The sequence below is a fragment of the Salinimicrobium sp. WS361 genome (genome assembly GCF_050750585.1).
GTDB lineage: Bacteria > Bacteroidota > Bacteroidia > Flavobacteriales > Flavobacteriaceae > Salinimicrobium.
Window position 1 is genome coordinate 29,016 of sequence record NZ_JBOJLM010000004.1, and the last position, 21,985, is coordinate 51,000.

General features: G+C 42.5%; 22 protein-coding genes. 9 read left to right on the forward strand and 13 right to left on the reverse strand.

What is annotated here, in order from left to right; genetic code table 11:
• Positions 1-5: 5 nt before the first annotated feature.
• Complete coding sequence (locus ACQ93I_RS04900; protein WP_431697437.1) at positions 6-803, reverse strand: hypothetical protein; 798 nt, start codon at positions 801-803, stop codon at positions 6-8.
• A gap of 99 nt (positions 804-902) precedes the next feature.
• On the opposite strand from ACQ93I_RS04900, the gene ACQ93I_RS04905 reads away from it, so the two are divergent.
• The 6 genes from ACQ93I_RS04905 (at position 903) to ACQ93I_RS04930 (ending at position 7,901) form a co-directional block, all read left to right on the forward strand.
• Positions 903-1,571, forward strand: coding sequence for a thymidine kinase (locus tag ACQ93I_RS04905; protein WP_265162214.1), 669 nt, complete (start codon positions 903-905; stop codon positions 1,569-1,571).
• On the forward strand, positions 1,543-2,652 hold the full coding sequence (alr, locus tag ACQ93I_RS04910; RefSeq protein ID WP_431697439.1) for an alanine racemase: 1,110 nt from the start codon (positions 1,543-1,545) through the stop codon (positions 2,650-2,652). Before ACQ93I_RS04905 ends, alr begins: the two co-directional genes overlap by 29 nt.
• Positions 2,653-2,688: 36 nt before the next feature.
• Complete coding sequence (gene mscL / locus ACQ93I_RS04915) at positions 2,689-3,117, forward strand: large conductance mechanosensitive channel protein MscL (protein ID WP_266070894.1); 429 nt, start codon at positions 2,689-2,691, stop codon at positions 3,115-3,117.
• Positions 3,118-3,448: 331 nt separating this feature from the next.
• Positions 3,449-4,438 carry an aspartate-semialdehyde dehydrogenase gene (locus ACQ93I_RS04920; protein ID WP_431697441.1) on the forward strand — a complete coding sequence of 330 codons (990 nt, stop codon included), beginning with the start codon at positions 3,449-3,451 and terminating at the stop codon, positions 4,436-4,438.
• 128 nt (positions 4,439-4,566) lie between these two features.
• Complete coding sequence (locus ACQ93I_RS04925) at positions 4,567-6,741, forward strand: prolyl oligopeptidase family serine peptidase (RefSeq protein WP_431697442.1); 2,175 nt, start codon at positions 4,567-4,569, stop codon at positions 6,739-6,741.
• 191 nt (positions 6,742-6,932) lie between these two features.
• Complete coding sequence (locus tag ACQ93I_RS04930) at positions 6,933-7,901, forward strand: ABC transporter ATP-binding protein (protein WP_431697443.1); 969 nt, start codon at positions 6,933-6,935, stop codon at positions 7,899-7,901.
• A 52-nt stretch (positions 7,902-7,953) separates the two neighbouring features.
• Here ACQ93I_RS04930 and ACQ93I_RS04935 read toward each other — a convergent pair whose 3' ends face one another.
• The 11 genes from ACQ93I_RS04935 to pdxA all read right to left on the reverse strand — a co-directional run bounded on the left by ACQ93I_RS04935 (position 7,954) and on the right by pdxA (position 16,528).
• A complete protein-coding gene (locus tag ACQ93I_RS04935; protein ID WP_431697444.1) occupies positions 7,954-8,406 on the reverse strand; it encodes a hypothetical protein in 453 nt (150 codons plus the stop codon).
• A gap of 47 nt (positions 8,407-8,453) precedes the next feature.
• Positions 8,454-9,005 carry a hypothetical protein gene (locus ACQ93I_RS04940; protein WP_431697445.1) on the reverse strand — a complete coding sequence of 184 codons (552 nt, stop codon included), beginning with the start codon at positions 9,003-9,005 and terminating at the stop codon, positions 8,454-8,456.
• Between the two features lie 70 nt (positions 9,006-9,075).
• The gene (gene mtgA / locus ACQ93I_RS04945) at positions 9,076-9,741 is read right to left on the reverse strand and encodes a monofunctional biosynthetic peptidoglycan transglycosylase (RefSeq protein ID WP_431697446.1); all 666 of its coding nucleotides are present in this window, start codon (positions 9,739-9,741) and stop codon (positions 9,076-9,078) included.
• 2 nt (positions 9,742-9,743) lie between these two features.
• Positions 9,744-10,859: an NAD(P)/FAD-dependent oxidoreductase gene (locus ACQ93I_RS04950; protein WP_431697448.1), complete on the reverse strand. Its 1,116-nt coding sequence runs from the start codon at positions 10,857-10,859 to the stop codon at positions 9,744-9,746.
• 24 nt (positions 10,860-10,883) lie between these two features.
• Positions 10,884-11,267, reverse strand: coding sequence for a hypothetical protein (locus ACQ93I_RS04955; RefSeq protein ID WP_431697449.1), 384 nt, complete (start codon positions 11,265-11,267; stop codon positions 10,884-10,886).
• Positions 11,268-11,571: 304 nt separating this feature from the next.
• Entirely contained in the window at positions 11,572-12,918 is a 1,347-nt protein-coding gene (gene accC, locus ACQ93I_RS04960) for an acetyl-CoA carboxylase biotin carboxylase subunit (RefSeq protein ID WP_431697450.1), read from the reverse strand.
• A gap of 39 nt (positions 12,919-12,957) precedes the next feature.
• Positions 12,958-13,455, reverse strand: coding sequence for an acetyl-CoA carboxylase biotin carboxyl carrier protein (gene accB, locus ACQ93I_RS04965; protein WP_431697451.1), 498 nt, complete (start codon positions 13,453-13,455; stop codon positions 12,958-12,960).
• Between the two features lie 21 nt (positions 13,456-13,476).
• The gene (locus tag ACQ93I_RS04970) at positions 13,477-14,472 is read right to left on the reverse strand and encodes a beta-ketoacyl-ACP synthase III (RefSeq protein ID WP_266070907.1); all 996 of its coding nucleotides are present in this window, start codon (positions 14,470-14,472) and stop codon (positions 13,477-13,479) included.
• Positions 14,473-14,641: 169 nt separating this feature from the next.
• Positions 14,642-14,839: a 50S ribosomal protein L32 gene (rpmF, locus tag ACQ93I_RS04975; protein WP_006988996.1), complete on the reverse strand. Its 198-nt coding sequence runs from the start codon at positions 14,837-14,839 to the stop codon at positions 14,642-14,644.
• A 9-nt stretch (positions 14,840-14,848) separates the two neighbouring features.
• Complete coding sequence (locus ACQ93I_RS04980) at positions 14,849-15,385, reverse strand: YceD family protein (RefSeq protein WP_423820406.1); 537 nt, start codon at positions 15,383-15,385, stop codon at positions 14,849-14,851.
• Between the two features lie 96 nt (positions 15,386-15,481).
• Complete coding sequence (pdxA, locus tag ACQ93I_RS04985) at positions 15,482-16,528, reverse strand: 4-hydroxythreonine-4-phosphate dehydrogenase PdxA (RefSeq protein ID WP_431697452.1); 1,047 nt, start codon at positions 16,526-16,528, stop codon at positions 15,482-15,484.
• 58 nt (positions 16,529-16,586) lie between these two features.
• Between pdxA and ACQ93I_RS04990 the strand changes: the two genes are divergently transcribed.
• On the forward strand, positions 16,587-17,177 hold the full coding sequence (locus ACQ93I_RS04990) for a riboflavin synthase (protein WP_431697453.1): 591 nt from the start codon (positions 16,587-16,589) through the stop codon (positions 17,175-17,177).
• On the opposite strand, the gene ACQ93I_RS04995 is transcribed toward ACQ93I_RS04990, so the two are convergent.
• Complete coding sequence (locus tag ACQ93I_RS04995; RefSeq protein WP_431697454.1) at positions 17,158-17,478, reverse strand: hypothetical protein; 321 nt, start codon at positions 17,476-17,478, stop codon at positions 17,158-17,160. The genes ACQ93I_RS04990 and ACQ93I_RS04995 overlap by 20 nt on opposite strands.
• Before the next feature lie 236 nt (positions 17,479-17,714).
• On the opposite strand from ACQ93I_RS04995, the gene ACQ93I_RS05000 reads away from it, so the two are divergent.
• Positions 17,715-18,773 (forward strand): transporter substrate-binding domain-containing protein, encoded by a 1,059-nt coding sequence (locus ACQ93I_RS05000; protein ID WP_431697455.1) that lies wholly within the window; start codon positions 17,715-17,717, stop codon positions 18,771-18,773.
• 178 nt (positions 18,774-18,951) lie between these two features.
• A complete protein-coding gene (locus ACQ93I_RS05005; protein ID WP_431697456.1) occupies positions 18,952-21,828 on the forward strand; it encodes a M16 family metallopeptidase in 2,877 nt (958 codons plus the stop codon).
• The last annotated feature ends 157 nt before the right edge of the window (positions 21,829-21,985 follow it).

The following is a 21,985-nucleotide window of genomic DNA, read 5'->3' on the forward strand; positions in this document are numbered from 1 at the left end:
GAACCTTATTCGAAGTTCTTTTCAACTATAGCCAGAAACCTGCTTTCATAGTCTTCTTTTCCCTCCCAGTTATTATAGTCGGGCTTGACCATGTTTGCAACAAAATTAAAGGCTTCTTCCTTAGTCCTTATAGTAATGAGTTGAGACAACACCCTGTTATAATCTGATGTACTCCCGTCAAAAAGGTGCTTTACAAAGGCCATTCTGTCGTTAAGTCCAATATTGATACCTTTCTTGAGCCTGTCATTGAGGGATTTTGGTTTTTCCTGGGCAGAACCCTGTCTTTTCACCGGTTCAAACTGCGGCAGGTTATCATAATGCACTCCCCCAATATCGCTCATATCGTTCTTCTTGTAATTGCGTGGTTCTACATGTGCAAAGAGATCGTCAACCTGCTGAGTCTCGAGTGGCATCTGGGCCACAATATCCTTGATCTTTTCGGTATTTGGCTCGGTAATCTCTTCAGAATCGTTGTATTCAAGTCCGGTAGGGTTATACTCGTCTGGTTCTGGTGTATCTTCTTCCTGCACCGGCGGCAACGGTTCCTTCTTTTCTTCGGAAGCTTTAACCGGAACTTCTTTTTCTTTTGGAGCTTCTACTTTCTGAGCAGTTTTTACTACTTCCTGCTCTCTTATTTCTGAAGCCGTGTAGAGATTAGATTCGGTAAAATTGTAGACGGTAAGCTTTTCGTATAATCTCCTGGCAAGTTCTTTTAATTCCCCGGTAGCGACCTGGTCCTGATCCTTTAAAAGAGCAACTTTTTCGGCCAAAGCTACTAATTCCCCTTTCAATTGCTTTTTCATAACTTTCATTCTTGCAACCCGAATACGGTTGTATTTTTAATAAATTTGTGTCACCTTTATCAAAAGCGAAGTCTGCTTTTTGGTCTTGAAAAATACAAAATGTTTCTTGAAAATACAGTAAATCATAAAGAGCAATTTGGGTGGATTGAAGTTATATGCGGCTCGATGTTCTCTGGGAAGACCGAAGAGCTGATTCGCAGACTCAAGCGCGCCAAATTTGCCAAACAAAAGGTCGAAATCTTTAAACCGGCCATAGATACCCGCTACAATGAAGAGATGGTGGTGTCTCACGATTCTAATGAAATAAGGTCCACCCCTGTTCCTGCTGCAGCCAATATCAGGCTGCTGGCCGATGATTGCGATGTGGTGGGCATTGATGAAGCCCAGTTCTTTGACGAAGAAATCGTCTCTGTATGCAATGATCTTGCAAACAGAGGGGTAAGAGTGATCGTTGCCGGACTCGATATGGATTTTAAAGGCAACCCCTTTGGGCCAATGCCCAACTTAATGGCCACTGCCGAATATGTCACCAAAGTACACGCCGTTTGCACCCGTACCGGAAACCTCGCCCAATACAGCTACCGCAAGACTTCAAATGAAGACCTTGTGATGCTGGGAGAGACCGAAGAATATGAGCCTTTGAGCCGCGGAGCTTTTTACAAAGCCCGGTTAAGAGAAAAACTAAAAAATTTCGAGGTTACAGAACCCGAAGAATTAAAAGACACCAAAAGAAGTGAACATGCCGAAAGCCAGGGAGACCGTACTTGAAATAAATCTTGATGCCTTAGCGCACAACTACAATTACATTAGGTCAAAACTCGATGAAGATGTAAAATTTATGGCCGTGGTCAAGGCCTTTGGTTATGGAAGCGACGTAGCCGGCATAGCCCATAAGCTCGTGGAGCTGGGCGCCGACTATTTTGCGGTAGCTTATACTTCTGAAGGTATTGCGTTAAGAGAAGCCGGAATTGAAGCCCCTATCCTGGTTCTTCACCCTCAGTCATTCAATTTTGAAGCTGTTATTGAAAATTGCCTGGAACCAAGCCTTTACAGCAAGTTCGTTTTAGAAGAATTTGTCAAAACTGCTGAAGAAAAAAATCAGAAAGAATATCCTGTACATATTAAGTTCAACACCGGACTTAACCGCCTTGGGTTTTCAGAAAAAGAGACCGATGTAGTGAAAGACCTGCTCACAGCTACCACTGCAGTTAAAGCGAAATCATTCTTTTCGCATCTAGCCGCAAGTGAAGACTGGAAAGAACGGGAGTTCACCCTCATGCAGATCCACACCTTCAGGAAAATTGCTGTTAAATTATATGACGATTTAGGCTACAGGCCCATGCTGCACATTTGCAATACCTCTGGGATCATTAACTATCCTAAAGCCCATTTTGACATGGTGCGATCGGGGATTGGACTTTACGGGTTTGGAAATGATGAGCCCAATGATGAAAAGTTTAGGCCAATTGGAACGCTTAAAACCATCGTCTCACAAATCCATGTGCTGGAAAAAGGCCAGTCCCTGGGCTACAACCGCGCCTTTATCGCCGAAAAACGCACCAAAACAGCCACGCTTCCCATTGGTCATGCCGACGGGATTAACAGGCAGTATGGCAATGGCCGCGCCGGGGTAACTATTAATGGCAGCTACGCCCCAATTTTAGGAAATGTTTGTATGGACATGGTGATGGTCGATATTACCGGAATTGACTGTAAAGAAGGGGATGAAGTCATTGTTTTTGGAGAAACTCAACGTGCAACTGCCTTTGCTGAAAAGGGAAACACTATTTCCTACGAATTGATCACCGGAATCTCCCAAAGAGTGAAAAGAGTGCTTATTAAAAATTAATTCATACATTTAGGTTACTAACTTAAAAATCTAATTATGGCATTCTTTAAGGATTTCAAGGCTTTTCTAATGAAAGGCGACATTATTGCCCTTGCTACCGCCGTAGTTGTAGGAGGTGCTTTTAATAAAATAGTTTCTTCTGTGGTAGCCGATATCATCATGCCTCTCATAGGTGTTATTACCGGGGGAGTTGATTTTTCACAGAAATTCATTTCTCTTGACGGTAACGAATATGAAAGCCTGGATGCCGCAAAAGAAGCCGAAGCCGCAGTGCTCACCTACGGCAATGTTATTCAGGCTATTATTTATTTTGTGATTGTGGCCTTCTTTATTTTCCTGGTTTTACGGGCTTATGAAAGAACCAAAACTGCGAAAGAAGCTCCAAAAGTCACTGAACCTAAAGGCCCTTCACAGGAACAACTGCTTACCGAAATTCGGGATGAATTAAGGAAAAAGAACAGCTAAAAATGCCATTTTTCGCACCTGTGTATCACTGCATGAGCAAGAAATAAATATTTTTGCGGCAAGAGAACGAACTTTAAAACACGTAGTAACCGCTACGCTACATATCCTAACCTTAAACCCCCGGAACCACCGGGGGTCTTTTTTTACTACAACCCTCCATATTTAACAAACTGTACAAAGTGGTTATAAAAAGTCATTTGAGGCAGAATTTCTTTGCGTCTACTCTTTTTATTATTTGTAGTACAATACATTTGTATAAAAATATCAGGACGAGCAGGAAATGGAGACTTACAGGTTTCCGAAGCCTGCGAGGTCTTCAAATCAATATAGCATGAAAATAGCAGTTGTAGGCGCTACCGGGATGGTGGGCCAGGTAATGTTAAAAGTATTGGCAGAAAGAAACTTTCCGGTTACCGAATTGCTTCCGGTAGCTTCAGAAAGATCTGTAGGCAACAAGATAAGCTTCAATAACAAAGAATATGAAGTGATTGGCCTGGAAGAGGCTGTGGCACAAAAGCCAGATATTGCCCTTTTTTCGGCCGGCGGTGAAACTTCCCTCGAATGGGCGCCAAAGTTCGTAGAAGCAGGCACTACTGTCATAGATAATTCTTCGGCCTGGAGAATGCATCCGGAAAAGAAACTTATTGTGCCCGAGATCAATGCTTCAGAATTGACTTCCGAAGATAAAATTATCGCAAATCCCAACTGCTCTACTATTCAAATGGTGATGGCACTTGCCCCTCTTCACAAAGAATACGGTATTACCCGCGTGGTGGTTTCTACGTACCAGTCTATTACAGGCACCGGCGTAAAAGCCGTACAGCAGTTAGAAAATGAATACAAAGGCGAGCAGGGAGAAATGGCATATCCATACCCTATTCACCGTAATGCCATTCCGCAGTGTGACGTTTTTGAAGAAAACGGCTACACCAAAGAAGAGATGAAACTCACCAACGAGACCAAAAAGATCCTAAAAGACAACGCTGTAGAAGTTACAGCCACCGCTATACGTATTCCGGTAGTAGGCGGGCACAGCGAATCTATAAATGTCACTTTTAGCAGGGATTTTGACGTTAATGACGTTAGAAGGCTGCTAAAAGAATTCCCCGGAGTCACCGTGCAGGATAATACTGATGTAAATACTTATCCCATGCCTATTTATGCCGAAGGTAAAGACGATGTTTTTGTGGGGCGTATAAGAAGAGACCTTTCTCAGGCTAATTCATTAAACATGTGGATTGTAGCCGATAACCTTAGAAAAGGAGCTGCCACCAATGCGGTGCAAATCGCCGAATATCTGGCAGATAATAAACTTGTTTAAAATATGAGGTGCCAAAAATGGCATTTTTGAAGAGTAATAATTTAAAGGCTGCATAATTCTTGTGCAGCCTTTCTTATATCTTTTAATGAGAAAATTAACTATTTTAGGACCTCTTAAACTACTGATAAATGAATAGAATATTAATTACTGCCCTGGCTGCCGGAGCTTTGATCTCCTGCGGAAGTTCACAACAACAACCTGAACCTACCCCCGGGACAACCACTCAAACCCCAACTACTGCTTTGGAATATCCCACCACCCGAAAAGGTAATACCGTAGACACTTATTTTGGCAACGAGGTGAAAGACCCCTACCGCTGGCTCGAAGATGATCGCAGCGCCGAGACTGAAGCCTGGGTAAAAGCACAAAATGAAGTCACTTTTGAGTATCTCAACCAGATTCCCTTCAGGGAAGAACTAAAACAAAGGCTTACCGAACTCTGGAATTATGAGAAATTAAGTGCACCAAGTGAAGAAGGCGGCTGGATCTACTTCAGCAAAAACGACGGACTCCAGAATCAAAGCGTTATTTACCGTAAAAAATCGGAAAATGCCACGCCCGAAGTATTTTTAGATCCGAATAAATTTAGTGAAGACGGCACTACTTCTCTCTCCGGAATGAGTTTTTCTGAAGATGGAAAAACCCTTGCTTACAGTATTTCTGAAGGCGGCAGTGACTGGAGAAAGATCATTGTTATGGATGCCGAAACCCGCGAAATCAAAGAAGACACGCTTATTGATGTAAAATTCAGCGGCCTTTCCTGGAAAGCCAATGAAGGTTTCTACTATTCAAGTTATGACAAACCTGAAGGAAGCGAACTTTCGGCCAAGACAGATCAGCATAAACTTTATTACCATAAACTCGGTACGCCACAGAGTGAAGATAAAGTGATCTTTGGCGCTACTCCCGAGCAAAAGCATCGTTATGTAGGCGGAAGTGTTTCAGAAGATAACCGCTACCTGTTCATCTCGGCCAGGACTTCAACTTCGGGAGGTAAATTATTTATGATGGATCTCGCAGAAGACAATCCTTCTATTGATACCATAGTAGGCCATGAAGACAGCGAAAGTTATGTAATGGACAACCGCGGCAGCAAACTGTTTATCGTGACCAATCTTGACGCGCCAAACAGAAAGATCGTTACTGTAGATGCCGCAAATCCGCAGCCCGAAAACTGGAAAGACCTTATTCCTGAAACCGAAAATGTGCTAAGCCCATCAACCGGAGGCGGATATATTTTTACTGAATATATGGAGGATGCCGTTTCAAATGTGAAACAGTACGACTATGAAGGAAAACTGGTAAGAGAAATTGATCTTCCCGGAATTGGAACTGCCGGTGGTTTTGGCGGGGAAAAAGATGAAAAAGACCTTTATTACAGCTTTACAAACTATGTTACTCCCGGTAGCATCTACAAATACAATGTAGAAACCGGAACATCAGAATTGTACAACCGCCCCGAGGTGGCCTTCAATCCTGATAACTATACCAGCGAACAGGTATTCTACACCTCTAAAGACGGTACTAAAGTGCCTATGATCATCACCTACAAAAAAGGGATCGAAATGAATGGGAAGAACCCAACGATCCTTTACGGTTACGGCGGATTCAATATAAGCCTCACCCCTTCCTTTAGTATTGCCAATGCCGTATGGATGGAGCAGGGCGGAATTTATGCCGTACCAAATCTACGTGGTGGCGGGGAATATGGAAAAGACTGGCACGATGCCGGAACTAAATTGCAGAAGCAAAATGTATTTGATGATTTTATTGCAGCTGCCGAATACCTTATTGAAAATAATTACACCTCCAGAGATTACCTGGCCCTTCGGGGAGGTTCTAACGGTGGACTTTTAGTAGGAGCTACCATGACCCAAAGACCAGATCTTATGAAAGTTGCCCTGCCGGCAGTGGGTGTTCTTGATATGCTGCGCTACCACACCTTTACAGCAGGTGCAGGCTGGGCTTACGATTACGGTACCGCCGAAGACAGTGAAGAGATGTTCAATTACCTGAAGGGGTACTCTCCTATTCACAATGTAGAAAGTGGAGAAGAGTATCCTGCTACTTTGGTCACTACAGGAGACCATGATGACCGTGTAGTACCGGCTCACTCCTTTAAGTTTGCTGCCGAGCTTCAGGATAAACAGGCAGGTGACGACCCTGTATTAATTAGAATTGAAACCAATGCAGGTCACGGTGCCGGCACCCCGGTGAGCAAGACCATTGAACAATATGCCGACATTTTTGGCTTTACACTTTACAACATGGGATTCAACAAACTCCCTAACCCAGTAAAATAATTTTTGTTCAGACCTTTTTAAAGAGGCTGTTTTAAAGTACTTAAGTGTTATTCTGAATTTATTTCAGGATCCTGTGATCATCATTAGAGTCACATGTGGCCTGGACCAGGTGCAGATCAACACAAATAAGGCTTTGAGACAGCCTCTTTTTATTATTAAAACTCTAATTTTACAGCCTTAACCAAACGAAGATGCTAAAGGTCAAAAACCTTTCTTTTGCTTATGGAGCCAAGCCGGTGTTAAAGAACCTCAGCTTTAACATCCAAAAAGGGGAAAATATATCAATCATTGGCGCCAGTGGATGCGGTAAAAGCACCCTGCTCCAGTCACTTTATGGACTTCATGATGTAAAAGGAAAGATCTTCTGGAAAGAAAAGCAGTTGCTGGGGCCAAACTTCAACCTCGTTCCCGGCGAAGATTTCATGAAGTACCTCACGCAGGATTTCGACCTGATGCCGCCATTGACCGTAGCCGAAAATGTGGGCAAACATCTCTCCAACGCCTACCCCCGCAAAAAGCAGCAGCGCGTAAACGAGCTTCTCGCTTTGGTAGAAATGAAGGAGCTGGCAAAAACAAAGGCAAAGTTCCTGAGTGGAGGCCAACAACAGCGGGTAGCACTGGCAAGAACCCTCGCTAATCCTCCTGAAGTCTTACTCCTCGACGAACCCTTTAGTCATATTGATCATTTCAGAAAGAACAAACTGCGCCGGAACCTCTTTAGCCACCTGAAAGCAACGGGCACTACCGTAATGCTGGCTACTCACGACAGCACAGATGCACTTTCTTTTGCCGACAAGACCATTGTAATGAAAGCCGGAAGGATCATAGCCATGGGATCTCCCACAGAACTTTATAATAATCCGCTAAACGCTTATGTTGCATCCCTTTTTGGAGAAGTAAATGAACTCCCGGCTTCCCTTTTCTTTGACGATCAACCAGTACGCAAGAAGGTAATTCTCTACCCTCACGACATACATTTGACAGCATCGGGCAGGTATCAGGCGATAGTCAAAAATGTGTTTTTTAAAGGAAGTTTTTTCCTCACTGAAATTGAAATGGAAGGGAAATCAGTTTTCGCGGAACACCCTGTAAAAATAGAAATAGGAAAGCCTGTTCGCTTTCATATAGAACAGGACTTACTGGAAAAAAGATTACGCTAGGTTAAAATTTGTTTTGAAGAATTTATACGGATTATAATGCGGATATTTACGTTTAGAAAATTTCTTCTATTTGTAATTCCCTGCCATTAAACGTCACACTACTTCCCTTCTTTTTTCCCATAAATATTTGTGTTATTGGAGCACCTACACCCACCGCATAATATTTCTCATTACCCACACTAATTTCACCGGCAGGAATGGCAATAAAATAATTGGCCACTGTAGTTTTCACAATACTTCCAAAACCTGCTACATTCCCCGTACTACCTATGGGGACTTCTTTAAGCGTTCTTTTAAGTCTTTTAAAACCTTCAGCCTGGTTTGCCACTTTCTCAAATTCGAGGTGCAGCATGGCTCTTTCAGTTTCATATTTATCGCCCATAGAGCATTTGGTCTCCAGTTTTAGTGCAGCTTCAAGCTCACTAATAACCTGCTGCACATTGTAGAGCTTTGCCTCAACATAAGTTTCACAGGCTTCAATCAACTTTTTTCTTATTTCAGACATTTTTTTCTTTGCTGTTATTTTAATGTCAAAGCCTCAATCAGAAAGTTTTAAAACCTCTTGCCAACTGTAAGTCCAAATCTGGGATAAGCATCGCTTATATGATCTGAACCTAAAAAGTTTCTTCCAGCTCCTCCAAAAACTTCAAACACCCATCCACTTTCAGTCATAAATTTTGATCCTACCGCAAGGCCTACCCCTGCGCCTATTTCATTTTCGGTATTGACTTCGTAAGTATGCCCGTTATAGTAAGTATATTCTTCATTACTTACTACGTAAAAGGCCGCATTCCCCTCCACAAAAAATCCGGCAGCAGGTTTTTTACCAAAATAGATCCTGTAATAGGGAATAGCCATAAAATCAATTTCTATATCATCTATAGAAAAATTAACAGAAATACCCAAAGCAGACTCATCATTCAAAATTCGCTCATAGCTAAGCTCGGGGAAACCAATGAGCAAATACATTCCATTTAATTTTAATTCGTTTTTACCGGAATAAGGTGCCTGCTCTTGTGGGGTAGCTATTTCTTCAGTCTCCTGGGAATATCCATAAAAACCAAACAACATGGATATTAATAATAGAGGTAGTATTCTGTTCATTAATTGCTGATTTTAAATTGAGTAAATATAATTTTATTTGGTCCTGTTTTTTGGAATGTCTTAAATTCTATTAAAGCTCAATTTTTCCGAGGTTCCTCATTTGTCTCACGATCCACCCTTGCCTGCCTCCAATGTATCTGCTGGCAGGATTTGCCCTGTATTCCCTCGGATTTGGAAGTATGGCTGCAATGGCAGCGGCTTCATAGGCAGTAAGGTTCTCTGCACTCTTTTTAAACCAGGCTTGTGCAGCAGCTTCGGCGCCATAAACGCCTTTGCCCATTTCTATACTGTTAAGGTATACCTCAAGAATACGCTCTTTACTCCATAAAAGTTCTATCCAGAAGGTAAAATAAACTTCCAGGCCTTTTCTAAACCAGCTGCGCTGTGGCCATAGAAAAACGTTCTTCGCAGTTTGCTGAGAAATGGTGCTGGCGCCCCTTACTCTTTTCCCTTTTTTATTGTCTTCCATGGCCTTTTGAATCGCTTTATAGTCAAACCCATTGTGACTGGGGAAATTTTGATCTTCACTGGCAATCACTGCCAGCTTCAGGTTATCAGAAATTTCCTCCATGGGCACCCAGTCGTGATAGATCTCCTCTTCAGGATTTTCAAAGTACCTAATGACCATTAATGGGGTAAACGGAACCGGCACCCACTTATAGACCACAACCATAAATATGCTGAAGAGAAATAATCCCAGCACCAGTTTCAGTAAAAACCTGAAAAATCTTTTCATTTTTATTCAATTAGATCGGCCAGCTCTTTTCCTACGAGACTGCCAATTGCTATACCCATTCCACCTAAACGCACTCCGCAGAACACGTGCTTCGTAACCTTTTTAACCACCGGTTTCTTCTGTTCCCCCATGCCCATTATTCCGCTCCACCTTCTTTCGATTTTATAAGGAGTATCGGGTAAAATGACATTTTTGAGCAGGCTTTCAAGCCGCTGTTGCACCAGTGCCGTCAATGCCATTTCGGTGGTTTCTTCTCCTTTAAGGTTGAGGTTTCTGCCTCCGCCCAGCAGAATCCTATCGTTAATATTTCTGAAGTAATAAAAGCCTTTTTCAAGGTGAAAAGTGCCTTTTAGATGGAGATTGGGAATAGGTGCTGTGATCAACACCTGTGCCCGGGCCGGTTTAACCTCTGGGATACCCAGTTGTGAAGCAAAACCATTGGTGGCAATAAGCAAATTCCCGGTGTAAAAACTAAAATGTTCTGTTTCTACTTCTACGGAATCATCTACTTCAGCAAAACCATTTACGGTAACCGAGTTTAGGATCTTTACTCCGGCTGCCTGCACCTTCTGAAGCAGGGCACTCATCATTTTCCCGGTATCAAGCTGGCCTTCAAATTTATTGTAGATCAGGCTGTTCTCCACTTTTGCAAATCCAAATTTATTATTGGTAATGCTGAAGACATCCTCTCCAAAAATGGGGTTTAGAAGGCTGTTTATTTTTGCCATTTTTGACACGCAGGCTTCAAAGAGATCTTCTTCGGCTGCAGTAAATAGTTCATATCCGCCATTTACCTGCAAATCAATACCATCACTATTCAAAGTTCTTTTGAGTAGATCAAGCCCCTGCACCCTTTTTCTCACCAGTTCTACCATCTCTTCTTCGGAATGATGCTGCAGGTCGTCCAGAATTTCGCTAAGGCTTCCAAAAGCAGCAAAACCCGCATTTTTTGTACTGGCACCATTGGGTAGAAGTCCTCTTTCGAGGATTACCACCTTTGCTTCGGGATAACGGGTTTTTAATTGCAGGGCGCAGGTAAGTCCGGTAATCCCGCTGCCAACAATGGTAAAATCAATATTAGAAAACCAGGAATCGTGTTCCCAAAAAGAAAAGCTCATAAAAATGCCATTTTGTAGCCAAAGTTATTCTTTTTTTACCTCTTCTTTTACGTCTTCGGGTTTCCCTCTTGAAAGTTTAAGAGGAACGAGTGCTCCGCCTTGTCTTAATGAGCCGGAAAGTTCCTCTTGCTTTAGTCTTCCTTTAAAATGAAATCCTCCAAGCTTTGGAGCCTTCACCTCCAATACATTATCTTCAAAAGATGTAGACTCAACAGGAATATCAAACGCATTTTGTGCGGGACTGTCTAAGGTAGTGGTATAGCCATCCTTATTTTCAGAAATATGAAAGACAATCCCCTTCTTACGGTCCTGTACAATCAATTCGCCATACCAATCGCCGGTGATCTCCTGCGAACTTAAAGAGTTGCCGAGAAATAATAGAAGTAGAACTAAAAATACCTTCTTCATAATTTTAGGTTTAAAGAATTGACTAAATGTTTAATGCTACACCGGCCATCACGATAGATAAACATTTTTCTTAAGATAAGAATTTATTGCTAAACCCCTGTAAAGCAAAACCTTTGAAATAAATTTTGAAGTAGATACTAAAATTTTTGGGACACCCTTTTCGCTGAAGGAGATAAAAAAGACCGCTGCCCTCCAAGAGCAGGGATTCATGACAATAAATAAAAAAGACCTCACAGGTTTTGAAAACCTGTGAGGTCTAAAATGGTATAGTAATTAAGGATCACTGTAGCAATCCCATATAGTATTACTCTCTTGGTTTCATTTTGAAGCTCTCCATGAACTTGGTAGTGTAGTTCCCCGCAACATAATCGGGTTCGTCCATCAACTGCCTGTGAAACGGAATTGTTGTTTTTACACCTTCAATTACAAACTCGTCAAGGGCCCGTCTCATCTTGCTTATAGCTTCTTCGCGGGTTTGGGCGGTAGTAATCAATTTGGCAATCATAGAGTCGTAGTTAGGCGGAATCACATAACCACTGTACACATGAGTATCTATACGCACTCCATGCCCACCCGGTGCATGCAGGTTGGTGATCTTCCCTGGGGAAGGTCTAAAGTCGTGATATGGATCTTCAGCATTAATTCGGCACTCAATAGAATGCAGCTGTGGCTCGTAGTTCTTGCCTGAAATAGGCACTCCTGCTGCCACAAGGATCTGTTCCCTAATGAGGTCGTAATCTATCACCTGTTCGGTAATAGGGTGCTCTACCTGAATACGGGTATTCATTTCCATGAAGTAGAAGTTCCTGTGTTTATCTACAAGGAACTCTACGGTACCGGCGCCTTCATACTTGATGTATTCGGCTGCTTTAACCGCAGCATCTCCCATTTGTTTCCGAAGTTTATCGGTCATGAATGGTGACGGAGTTTCTTCTGTAAGTTTTTGATGGCGTCGCTGTACAGAACAATCCCTTTCTGAGAGGTGGCAGGCTTTACCTGAACTGTCTCCCACGATTTGGATTTCAATATGTCGCGGCTCCTCAATGAGTTTTTCCATGTACATACCGTCGTTGCCGAAGGCTGCACCTGCTTCCTGCCTGGCCGATTCCCATGCTTTTCGCAGATCTTCCTTTTTCCAAACGGCACGCATTCCTTTACCACCACCACCGGCTGTAGCTTTCAGCATTACGGGATAACCCATATCATTAGCGATCTTCTCGGCCTCTTCATAAGATTCGAGAATGCCTTCTGAGCCGGGGACACAAGGAACCCCGGCAGCTCTCATAGTAGCTTTAGCCGTGGCTTTATCTCCCATCTTGTCAATCATATCGGGGCTGGCACCAATAAATTTGATATCGTGTTCAGCACAGATCTTCGAAAATTTAGCATTTTCAGAAAGAAAACCATATCCCGGATGAATAGCATCTGCATTGGTAATCTCGGCCGCTGCTATAATATTCGAAATCTTTAGGTAGGAAAGGTTGCTGGGAGGAGGGCCAATGCAAACTGCTTCATCGGCGAAACGAACATGAAGACTTTCTGCATCGGCGGTAGAGTATACCGCTACGGTCTTAATGCCCATTTCTTTACAGGTGCGAATAACGCGCAAGGCAATTTCTCCCCTGTTGGCAATTAATATTTTTTTAAACATACTGTTTAGTTTTGGCTTTAGGGTAGCTCCTTACAGCTATTATGACGGATCTACCAGGAATAGAGGTTGATCAAATTCTACCGGTGATGAATCATCAACCAGTACCTTCACGATCTTTCCGGAAATCTCACTTTCAATCTCGTTGAAGAGCTTCATAGCTTCAATCACACAAAGAACATCACCTACTTTTACAGAGTCTCCAACTTCTACAAAAGGACCTTTGTCTGGAGATGGTTTTCTATAGAAGGTTCCAATTATAGGAGACTTAATAGTAACATATCCTTTATCTTCCTGTGCGGCATTGGCTTCGCCCCCGGTTGTAGCACTCTCCTGTTGTTGTGGAGAAGAAGGCTGTTGCTGCACCGGCTGTTGCACTTGTGGTGCAGCCTGCATAGGTACCTGCTGCAGGATTGTGGTTTCCCTTTCGTCAGATCCGGTTTTGATGGTGATCTTTACATCATCCATTTCCAGCTTTACTTCACTGGCTCCAGATTTTGCCACAAACTTGATGAGATTCTGAATTTCTTTTAAATCCATATTATTTAGTGTTGGGTGTTTTTAAGAATTATAAGCCCACTTGAGGTAGATAGAACCCCAGGTGAAGCCACCTCCAAACGAAGCAAAAATAAGATTATCTCCTTTTTTAAACTGTTTTTCGAAGTCGCTTAATAGTAAAGGCAAAGTAGCCGAAGTTGTATTACCATACCTATGAATATTCATAAGCACTTTGGAATCATCGATCCCCATTCGGCTTGAAGTTGCATCTATAATCCGGCGGTTAGCCTGGTGTGGCACCAGCCAGTTGACATCTTCATTTGAAAGATTATTTCGCTCCATGATCTTTGCACTCACATCGGCCATATTGGTAACGGCAAATTTGAATACGGTCTTTCCATCCTGAAAGACATAATGTTGCTTATCGGCCACTGTTTGTGCCGTTGCAGGAATAAGAGAGCCACCGGCAGAAATTTTGAGAAATTCTCTTCCGGCGCCATCGCTTCTAAGAATTTCATCCTGTAGCCCAAGACCTTCTTCATTGGGTTCAAACAAAGCAGCCCCTGCGCCATCTCCAAAGATGATACAGGTAGTTCTGTCTGTATAGTCAATAATTGAAGACATTTTATCGGCCCCTATAACAAGAACCTTTTTGTACCTGCCGCTTTCAATATATGCTGCGGCGGTAGACATCCCGTAGAGAAAACTGGAGCAGGCAGCCTGCAGGTCGTAAGCAAAAGCATTTACGGCACCTATTTGTGATGCCACGTAAACACCTGTCGCTGCGACCGGAAGGTCGGGCGTTGCCGTAGCCATAATTAGCAGGTCAATTTCTGCCGGGTCTATTCCAGATTTATCTATAAGGTTTTGGGCGGCTTTAATTGCCAGGTAGGAAGTTCCTTTATCAGCATCCTTAAGGATGCGGCGCTCTTTGATGCCGGTTCTTGAGGTGATCCACTCGTCGTTGGTATCAACCATAGTCTCAAGGATTTTGTTTGAAAGAACAAATTCCGGTACATACGCGCCTACAGCTGTAATCGCTGCTGTTGTTTTACTCATAAACATGCATTTAATGCCTCTGCAAAATGGTTAAATTACTGAGAAACAGTAGACTAATAAAACTCCACAATACAGCGGTGCAAATTAAGGTGTTTTTAGCACTTTATCAACTTAAAACAAAAAACTCTCACGATGTGAGAGTTTGGAGTATTTTCAAAGCTCTTGAATATTAAGCTTCTACTTCTTCTGTATTGTCAATTAACACCTGACCACGGTAGTATAATTTACCTTCATGCCAGTGTGCCCTGTGGTACAAATGAGCTTCTCCTGTAGTAGGATCTGTAGCTATTTGTGGTACAGAGGCTTTATAATGCGTTCTTCTTTTATCTCTCCTCGTCTTTGAGGTCTTTCTCTTAGGATGTGCCATGGCTGCGTATTATTTATCGTTTAATAAATTTTTCAATTTTTCCCAGCGGGGATCTATGTCCTCCTCTGTTTTAGTCTCTTTTTCTCGCGGACTTAACTCGTCCAGCTTTTCAAGTACATCTGACTTTAAAGTGCCATCTAGCACTCCAGGATGAACTCTTTTTGACGGAACGGCCAAAACCAGCATTTCGTAAATGTACTGTTGGATATTTACCTCGTACTCACCATGCGGTAAGATCAAAATATCCTCATTATCATCGTTATACTCCTGCCCAAACTTAATTACCAGAAATAGCTCACTGTCTATTGGCTGGTCATAAGGTTCGTTTGTAAGGTCGCAGTAAACGTTTACCATTCCCGATGCTTTAAAAGTGAGCTCCAACATGGTCGATTTCTTCTCAAACAGAAGATCTATCTTTATGTTGGCACTATTAAATTCATCGTAATCAAAATGTTCAAAGAACTTATTGTCAACCTCGTACTCGAACTGGTGTTTACCTTGTTTAAGACCCACAAAGGGGATCGTAAACTCCTTTAGTTTCCTCATTTCATCATCAGTTTCAAGTGCCTACCCCTCAGGATAAGGCGGGTGCAAAGATATAAAAATTAATTAACTGCCTATTCTTTATGAACAATTTTTTGTTTATATCTTCTTGCCCTGTTTCTTCAGGACATTTTGGGTGAGTTCTTCATATTCCTGACGGCTTTTAAAGATATCTATTCCTTTAAACACAGCTTCTTTAAATGAGTGGTGATCGGCCTCGTTCTTTCCGGCAATCTCGTATGCAGTACCATGATCGGGCGAAGTGCGCACCTTGCTAAGACCGGCTGTGAAATTAACCCCGCTTCCGAAGGAAAGGGTTTTAAAAGGAATTAATCCCTGGTCGTGATAGGCTGCAATAATAGCATCAAAATTCTTATAGTTACCACTTCCGAAGAAACTGTCGGCAGAATAGGGGCCAAAAATGAGCTTTCCGGAGTTCCTTATTTTTTCAAGAGTGGGCTTCATGATCTCCTCATCCTCATTTCCAATAACTCCGCCGTCACCACTGTGCGGATTAATTCCCAGCACCGCAATTTTAGGCTGCGAGATCCTGAAATCCTGCTGCAACGTTTTATGAATGATCCTCACTTTCTTTTCGATTAATTGGGGTGTTATAGCTGCAGCTACATCTTTTACCGCCACATGATCTGTCAAAAGCCCTACTTTTAAGGTATCGGTGATCATAAACATGAGGCTTTCCCCTCCCAATTTCTTTGCCAGATAATCTGTATGGCCTGGGAAACGAAACTCTTCACTCTGAATGTTGTGTTTATTTATGGGCGCGGTAACAAGAATATCAACATCACCCTGCTTTAGAGCATTGGTTGCTGCCTGTAACGAAAGGAAAGCATGCCTGCCGGCCTCTTCTGTCTCCTCACCAAAATTCACCGTCACATTCTCCTTCCAGACATTTACCACATTGAACTTATTATCAATGGCCTGGGCTGCATCGTCAACACCCTGAAAGGCAATATCGATATTGAGTTTTTTCTTGATGAACGTAATGGTTCTTGCCGATGCAAATACAACCGGTGTGCAGAGTTCCATCATTCTAACATCCTCAAAAGTCTTGAGCACGATCTCACTTCCAATTCCATTGAGATCTCCAATACTAATTCCCACTTTTATTTTGTCGGATGATTTCATAATGATTTCCTGTATTTACACTAATTTTATACCTGCAAAGGTAATTAATAATAGGAGAATGTTTACAGGCATCATTGAAGAACTGGGAGTAGTCACGGCACTGGCTAAAAGTGAAGACAACCTTAATATTAGTATTAAAGCCAACTTTACTTCACAGCTGAAGATAGATCAAAGTGTAGCTCATAACGGCGTATGTTTGACTGTGGTAGATATTGCACAGGGGGAATATACTGTTACTGCTATTGCTGAAACCCTCTCAAAAACCAACCTGGGAGAATTAAAGAAAGGAGATGTGGTAAACCTGGAGCGGGGAATGCAATTGGGCGCCCGGCTAGACGGCCATATTGTGCAGGGCCATGTAGACCAAACCGCATTATGTACCGCGGTGGCGGAAAAGAATGGCAGCTGGGAGTTTACTTTTGAATATGACCCTGGGCTGCAAAACATCACTATAGAAAAAGGTTCTATTACTGTAAACGGGGTAAGCTTAACCGTTGTGAATTCGGGTAAGAACAACTTTAGCGTGGCTATTATTCCCTACACCTTTGAGCATACCACCTTCAACCAAATAAAAAAGGGAACCAGAGTCAACCTGGAATTTGACGTTATTGGGAAGTATGTAAAGCGACTTACTCAGCTAAATCCTTAAGCTCCTCCTCTTTCTTCCTGAGCCTGAATAACTGGAATGCTCCAAGCGCGACCCCCGAAAGGAATAGGGGTAACAAATAATCATTTATAGGTAAACAAAAACCTGGTGGTGGAGGCGGAGACCCTGTACCATCATCCTCGGTTTCTCCACAACCATTATCTGTCGTAGAGGCCTGGGTGCTCTGCATCATAGGCGGGGGTGGGTTCTCCGAATCCTGCGCATAGGCGCCCTGGAAATAAATTCCAAAGGTAAGACCTGCAAGCAGAACAAGTATGATCTGGTATTTCCCCCGTTTACCCATGGTCACAATATTCTAATAATTAAAAGTAATAACCAAATTGCCTGTCGGGGAATATTAAATAATTAACTTACCTACTAATAATCAAATATATAAATTATTACCCTGCGGAATTTCCCAACCCAATCTAAAGCTTACTTTTCTTACAAAATTACAGGTTATTCTGCATTTTTTGCTCTTCAGCACTTTAAAAAGGTATTTATCTATAAATTTATACATTGAGGTCCTATTTTAGCCTTATGAATAAATATATCTTCTTTCTTTTCTTCAGTTTAAGCATTGTAACGATTCACGCACAGGATTCTTTAAATACGGAAGACCAACTTATTATTGGATTAACCGAGGCTCCTCCTTTTGTGATGAAGGAAGGAAGTGATTTTGCGGGTCTCAGTATTGAATCATGGAAGCTGGTAAACAGGGAATTGAATGTTAAATATAAGTATAAGCAATTCGAAACTCTTGACGCTCTGCTACAGGCGGTAGAACAGGGAAACGTTGATCTTAGCATCAACCCAATCACTGTTACCGATAAGAGAATGCAGAAAATGGATTTTTCACAGCCCTACTTCATCTCCTACACCGGGATTGCAAGGAAAAGTGGTTCTGCCGTCTGGAGATACCTCTCTAATATTTTTAGCTGGAACTTCTTCTCGGCCATACTTATCCTGGTGGGAGTGATCTTTATTTTTGGAATGCTGGTCTGGATCTTTGAGAGAAAAAAGAACAAAGAAGAATTTGGGCCCGGTGCCAAAGGAATACTCCAGGGCTTCTGGTGGAGCGCGGTGACCATGACCACCGTGGGCTACGGGGATAAGTCGCCACGTACTTTTGGTGGCAGAGTTGTAGGTTTTATCTGGATGTTCATAGCTATTATTATGATCTCTACCCTTACAGCGGGAATTGCCTCTTCCCTTACCGTACAAAACATTCAGGATGAAATTGGCACGGTTCAGGACCTGGAAAGATTTGAGATCTATACCGTAAAAAGTTCCAGCGCACAGGAATTACTGGACCAGTACAACATTGATTCCTATAAAGTTCCCAATGCCAATGAGGGCCTGGAAGCGCTCCTGGAGAATGATAAGAACGTGCTGGTATACGATAAACCCATTCTTAGCTATTATATTGAAGAAAAAGAACTGCAGGAGGAACTTACCGTTCTTGAAAACAGCCTCAAAAAAGACTACTACAGTTATAGTTTCCCAAAGCACTCTAAACTTGTTAACCAAATAGACCCTATTCTTATTGGAACGCTGAAAACAATGGAATGGAACAGCCTGATTTCTGAATACAAATAATCATACAGTCACTTTATCTCCTTCCCCAGCTTTAGAAGTGACTACATTAGCTTCTGAAGAACTTTATATTTTTTTCACTTCATTTCATTTAATATTGTAACATTACTGCTGAAAATCAGACACATTACTATTTAGCACTTATTATATTCAGCAAATTTTAACTAAAACCAAAAGAAGTATGAAAAAAGTAAGGTTCCTCGCAATGGCACTTATGCTGCCCTTGTTAACCTCCACCTTTACTTCCTGCGAAAACCTGCAGGGAAAAGAAACTGACAGCCTCCAGGACCAGGGCCTGTCTATTGAGTACGAAAAATACGAACTTGACAACGGCCTAAATGTGGTACTGCACCAGGACAAGTCAGATCCTATTGTTTCAGTGGCCATCCAGTACGGGGTGGGTTCTAACCGGGAGAAAAAAGGCCGCACAGGATTTGCGCATCTCTTTGAACATATGTTGTTCCAGGAATCTGAAAATGTACCACAAGATCAATTCTTTAAAAAAATCCAGGATGTGGGTGGAACCCTAAACGGCGGTACCTGGCAGGATGGTACTGTTTATTATGAAGTAGTACCCCAAAATGCACTTGAAATGGTGCTCTGGCTGGAATCTGACCGTATGGGATATTTCATTAATACAGTAACTGAAGCTGCATTTGCCAACCAGCAGGAGGTAGTACAGAATGAGAAACGCCAGCGGGTAGACAACAACCCTTATGGACACACCGGCTGGGTGATCGATAAAAACCTTTTCCCTGATGGCCACCCATACAGCTGGCAGGTGATAGGCGAACTTGAAGATCTTCAAAGTGCCACTATAGCCGATGTTAAGGAATTCTACGACAAATTTTATGGCCCCAACAACGCCACCCTGGTGATTGCCGGAGATTTTGACAGGGACGAGACCAAAGCAATGATCGAGAAGTATTTTGGCGAAATAAAAAAGCGTCAGGAAGTTGCCCCGCTTGAGGTACAAAACGTAAAGCTTTCAGAAACTAAAAGGCTTTACCATGAAGATAATTTTGCTACCGCACCTCAGCTCAATATGGTGTGGCCTACAGTTGAACATTATACTGCCGATGCCTATGCGCTCGATTTCCTGGGAGAGATCCTTTCCGACGGAAAAGAAGCGCCACTGTATGAAGTACTGGTAAAAGAAGAAGAACTGGCCTCTGAACCAATAGCCTTCAACAGCTCTGATCAAATTGCCGGGAAATTTCGAATCCTGGTCACTGCCAACGCAGGGGTAGATTTAGACAGTGTTGAAGCCGGTATTGAAAAAGCCTTTGATCGTTTTGAAAAAGAAGGAGTTACAGAACGGGATATTGAACGCATTAAAGCAGGTCTTGAAACCGATTTTTACAACGGCATAAGCAGCGTACTTGGAAAATCCTTCCAGCTCGCCCAATATGATGTCTTCACCGGAGACCCGGGTTACATTGAAAAAGATATAGAAAATATCAAAAAAGTGACCAAAGAAGATGTGATGAGGGTATATAATACCTACATCAAAGATAAGCCTTTCGTGATGACCAGCTTTGTACCTAAAGGCCAATTAGAGCTTATTGCTGAAAACTCTGAAAAAGCACAGGTCGTAGAGGAAGAGATCACCGAAAACGTAGAGGCCGAAGTTGCTGCTACCGAAGAAAAGACCATTGAAAAAACACCTTCAAAGATCGACAGATCTACACCTCCTCAATTGGGTGAGGCGCCCGGCTTAAATGTTCCTGAGTCATGGAACCTGGTGCTTGAAAATGACCTGGAAGTCTATGGCATTGAGCAAAATGAATTGCCATTGGTAAACTTTAGCCTGGTAATTGAAGGCGGACATTTACTTGACGACCTCAGCAAAAATGGTGTGGCAAACTTAATGACCGATATCCTTATGGAAGGTACGGCCAACAAAACACCTGCAGAACTCGAAGAGGCAATAGATCTTCTTGGAGCTAACCTGTATATGTACACCACAGATGAGTCTATAGTTATTAGAGGGAACAGCCTTGCAAGAAATTTTGAAGCAACCATGGAACTCGTGGAAGAAATCCTTCTTGAGCCACGATGGGATGAGGAAGAGCTGGCACGCATCAAAACCAGCACAATCAATTCCATAAAAAGAAATGAGGCCAATCCTAATGTAATTGCCAACCAGGTGTATAACAAGCTGCTTTATGGAGAGAACCATCCTTTCGCCTATCCCACATCGGGTACGGTAGAGTCTGTAGAAGCCATTAGCATGCAGGATCTTAAAGATTACTACAACAAGTATTTTTCTCCTACAGTAAGTCGTTTCCATGTTGTGGGCGATGTTTCACAGGAACAAGCACTGGAAGTACTTGCCGACCTCAAAGACAATTGGGAGCCTAAAGAAGTTACCATCCCTGAATTTGAGGTAGTAACCAATAGAGACAAAGCTTCCTTGTATTTTGTAGATGTACCCGGTGCCAAGCAGTCGGTGATCAATATTGGCTACCTCGCTCTTCCCCGCACCAGCGAAGACTTCTTCCCTGCCGAGGTGATGAACTACAAGTTGGGAGGTTCTTTTTCGGGTAACGTAAACCTGGTACTAAGAGAAGAAAAAGGATATACCTACGGCGCCCGCAGTGGTTTTAGCGGTTCTAAGATCCCCGGCACCTTTACAGCCTCTTCTAGCGTGCGCACCAATGCCACAGGAGAATCTGTAGGTATTTTCAAAGATGAGATTGCTAAATACAGGAATGGCATCACGTCCGAAGATCTCGAGTTCACCAAAAATGCCCTTATCAAGTCTAATGCCCGCCGTTTTGAGACACAACCCTCACTGCTGGGCATGCTGCAGGAAAGGAGCGCTTATGACCTTCCGGCCGATTATATTAAGCAGGAAGAGGAAGTTATTCGTAACATGACACTAGAAGAGCATAGAAAACTGGCCCAAAAATATCTTGACGAATCAAAAATGGCTTACCTGGTGGTGGGAGATGCCGCTACCCAATTTGAGCAGTTCAAAGATATGGGCTTTGATGAAGTTAAATTAATCAATAAACAAGGGGAAGAAGTAAAACCCGAAGCAGTAAAGCCCTAAACAATTTTTAAAATTCAATTATAAGCTCCCGTGTTCGCGGGAGCTTTTTTTATTCTTAAGGGTAGGTTTTAAAACCCAATTACTTTTTTTGGTGACACCTTACCTCGTCTTTAATGGCATAATACGGTTAGCTATTTTAAAGCCTGCAAAATTCACT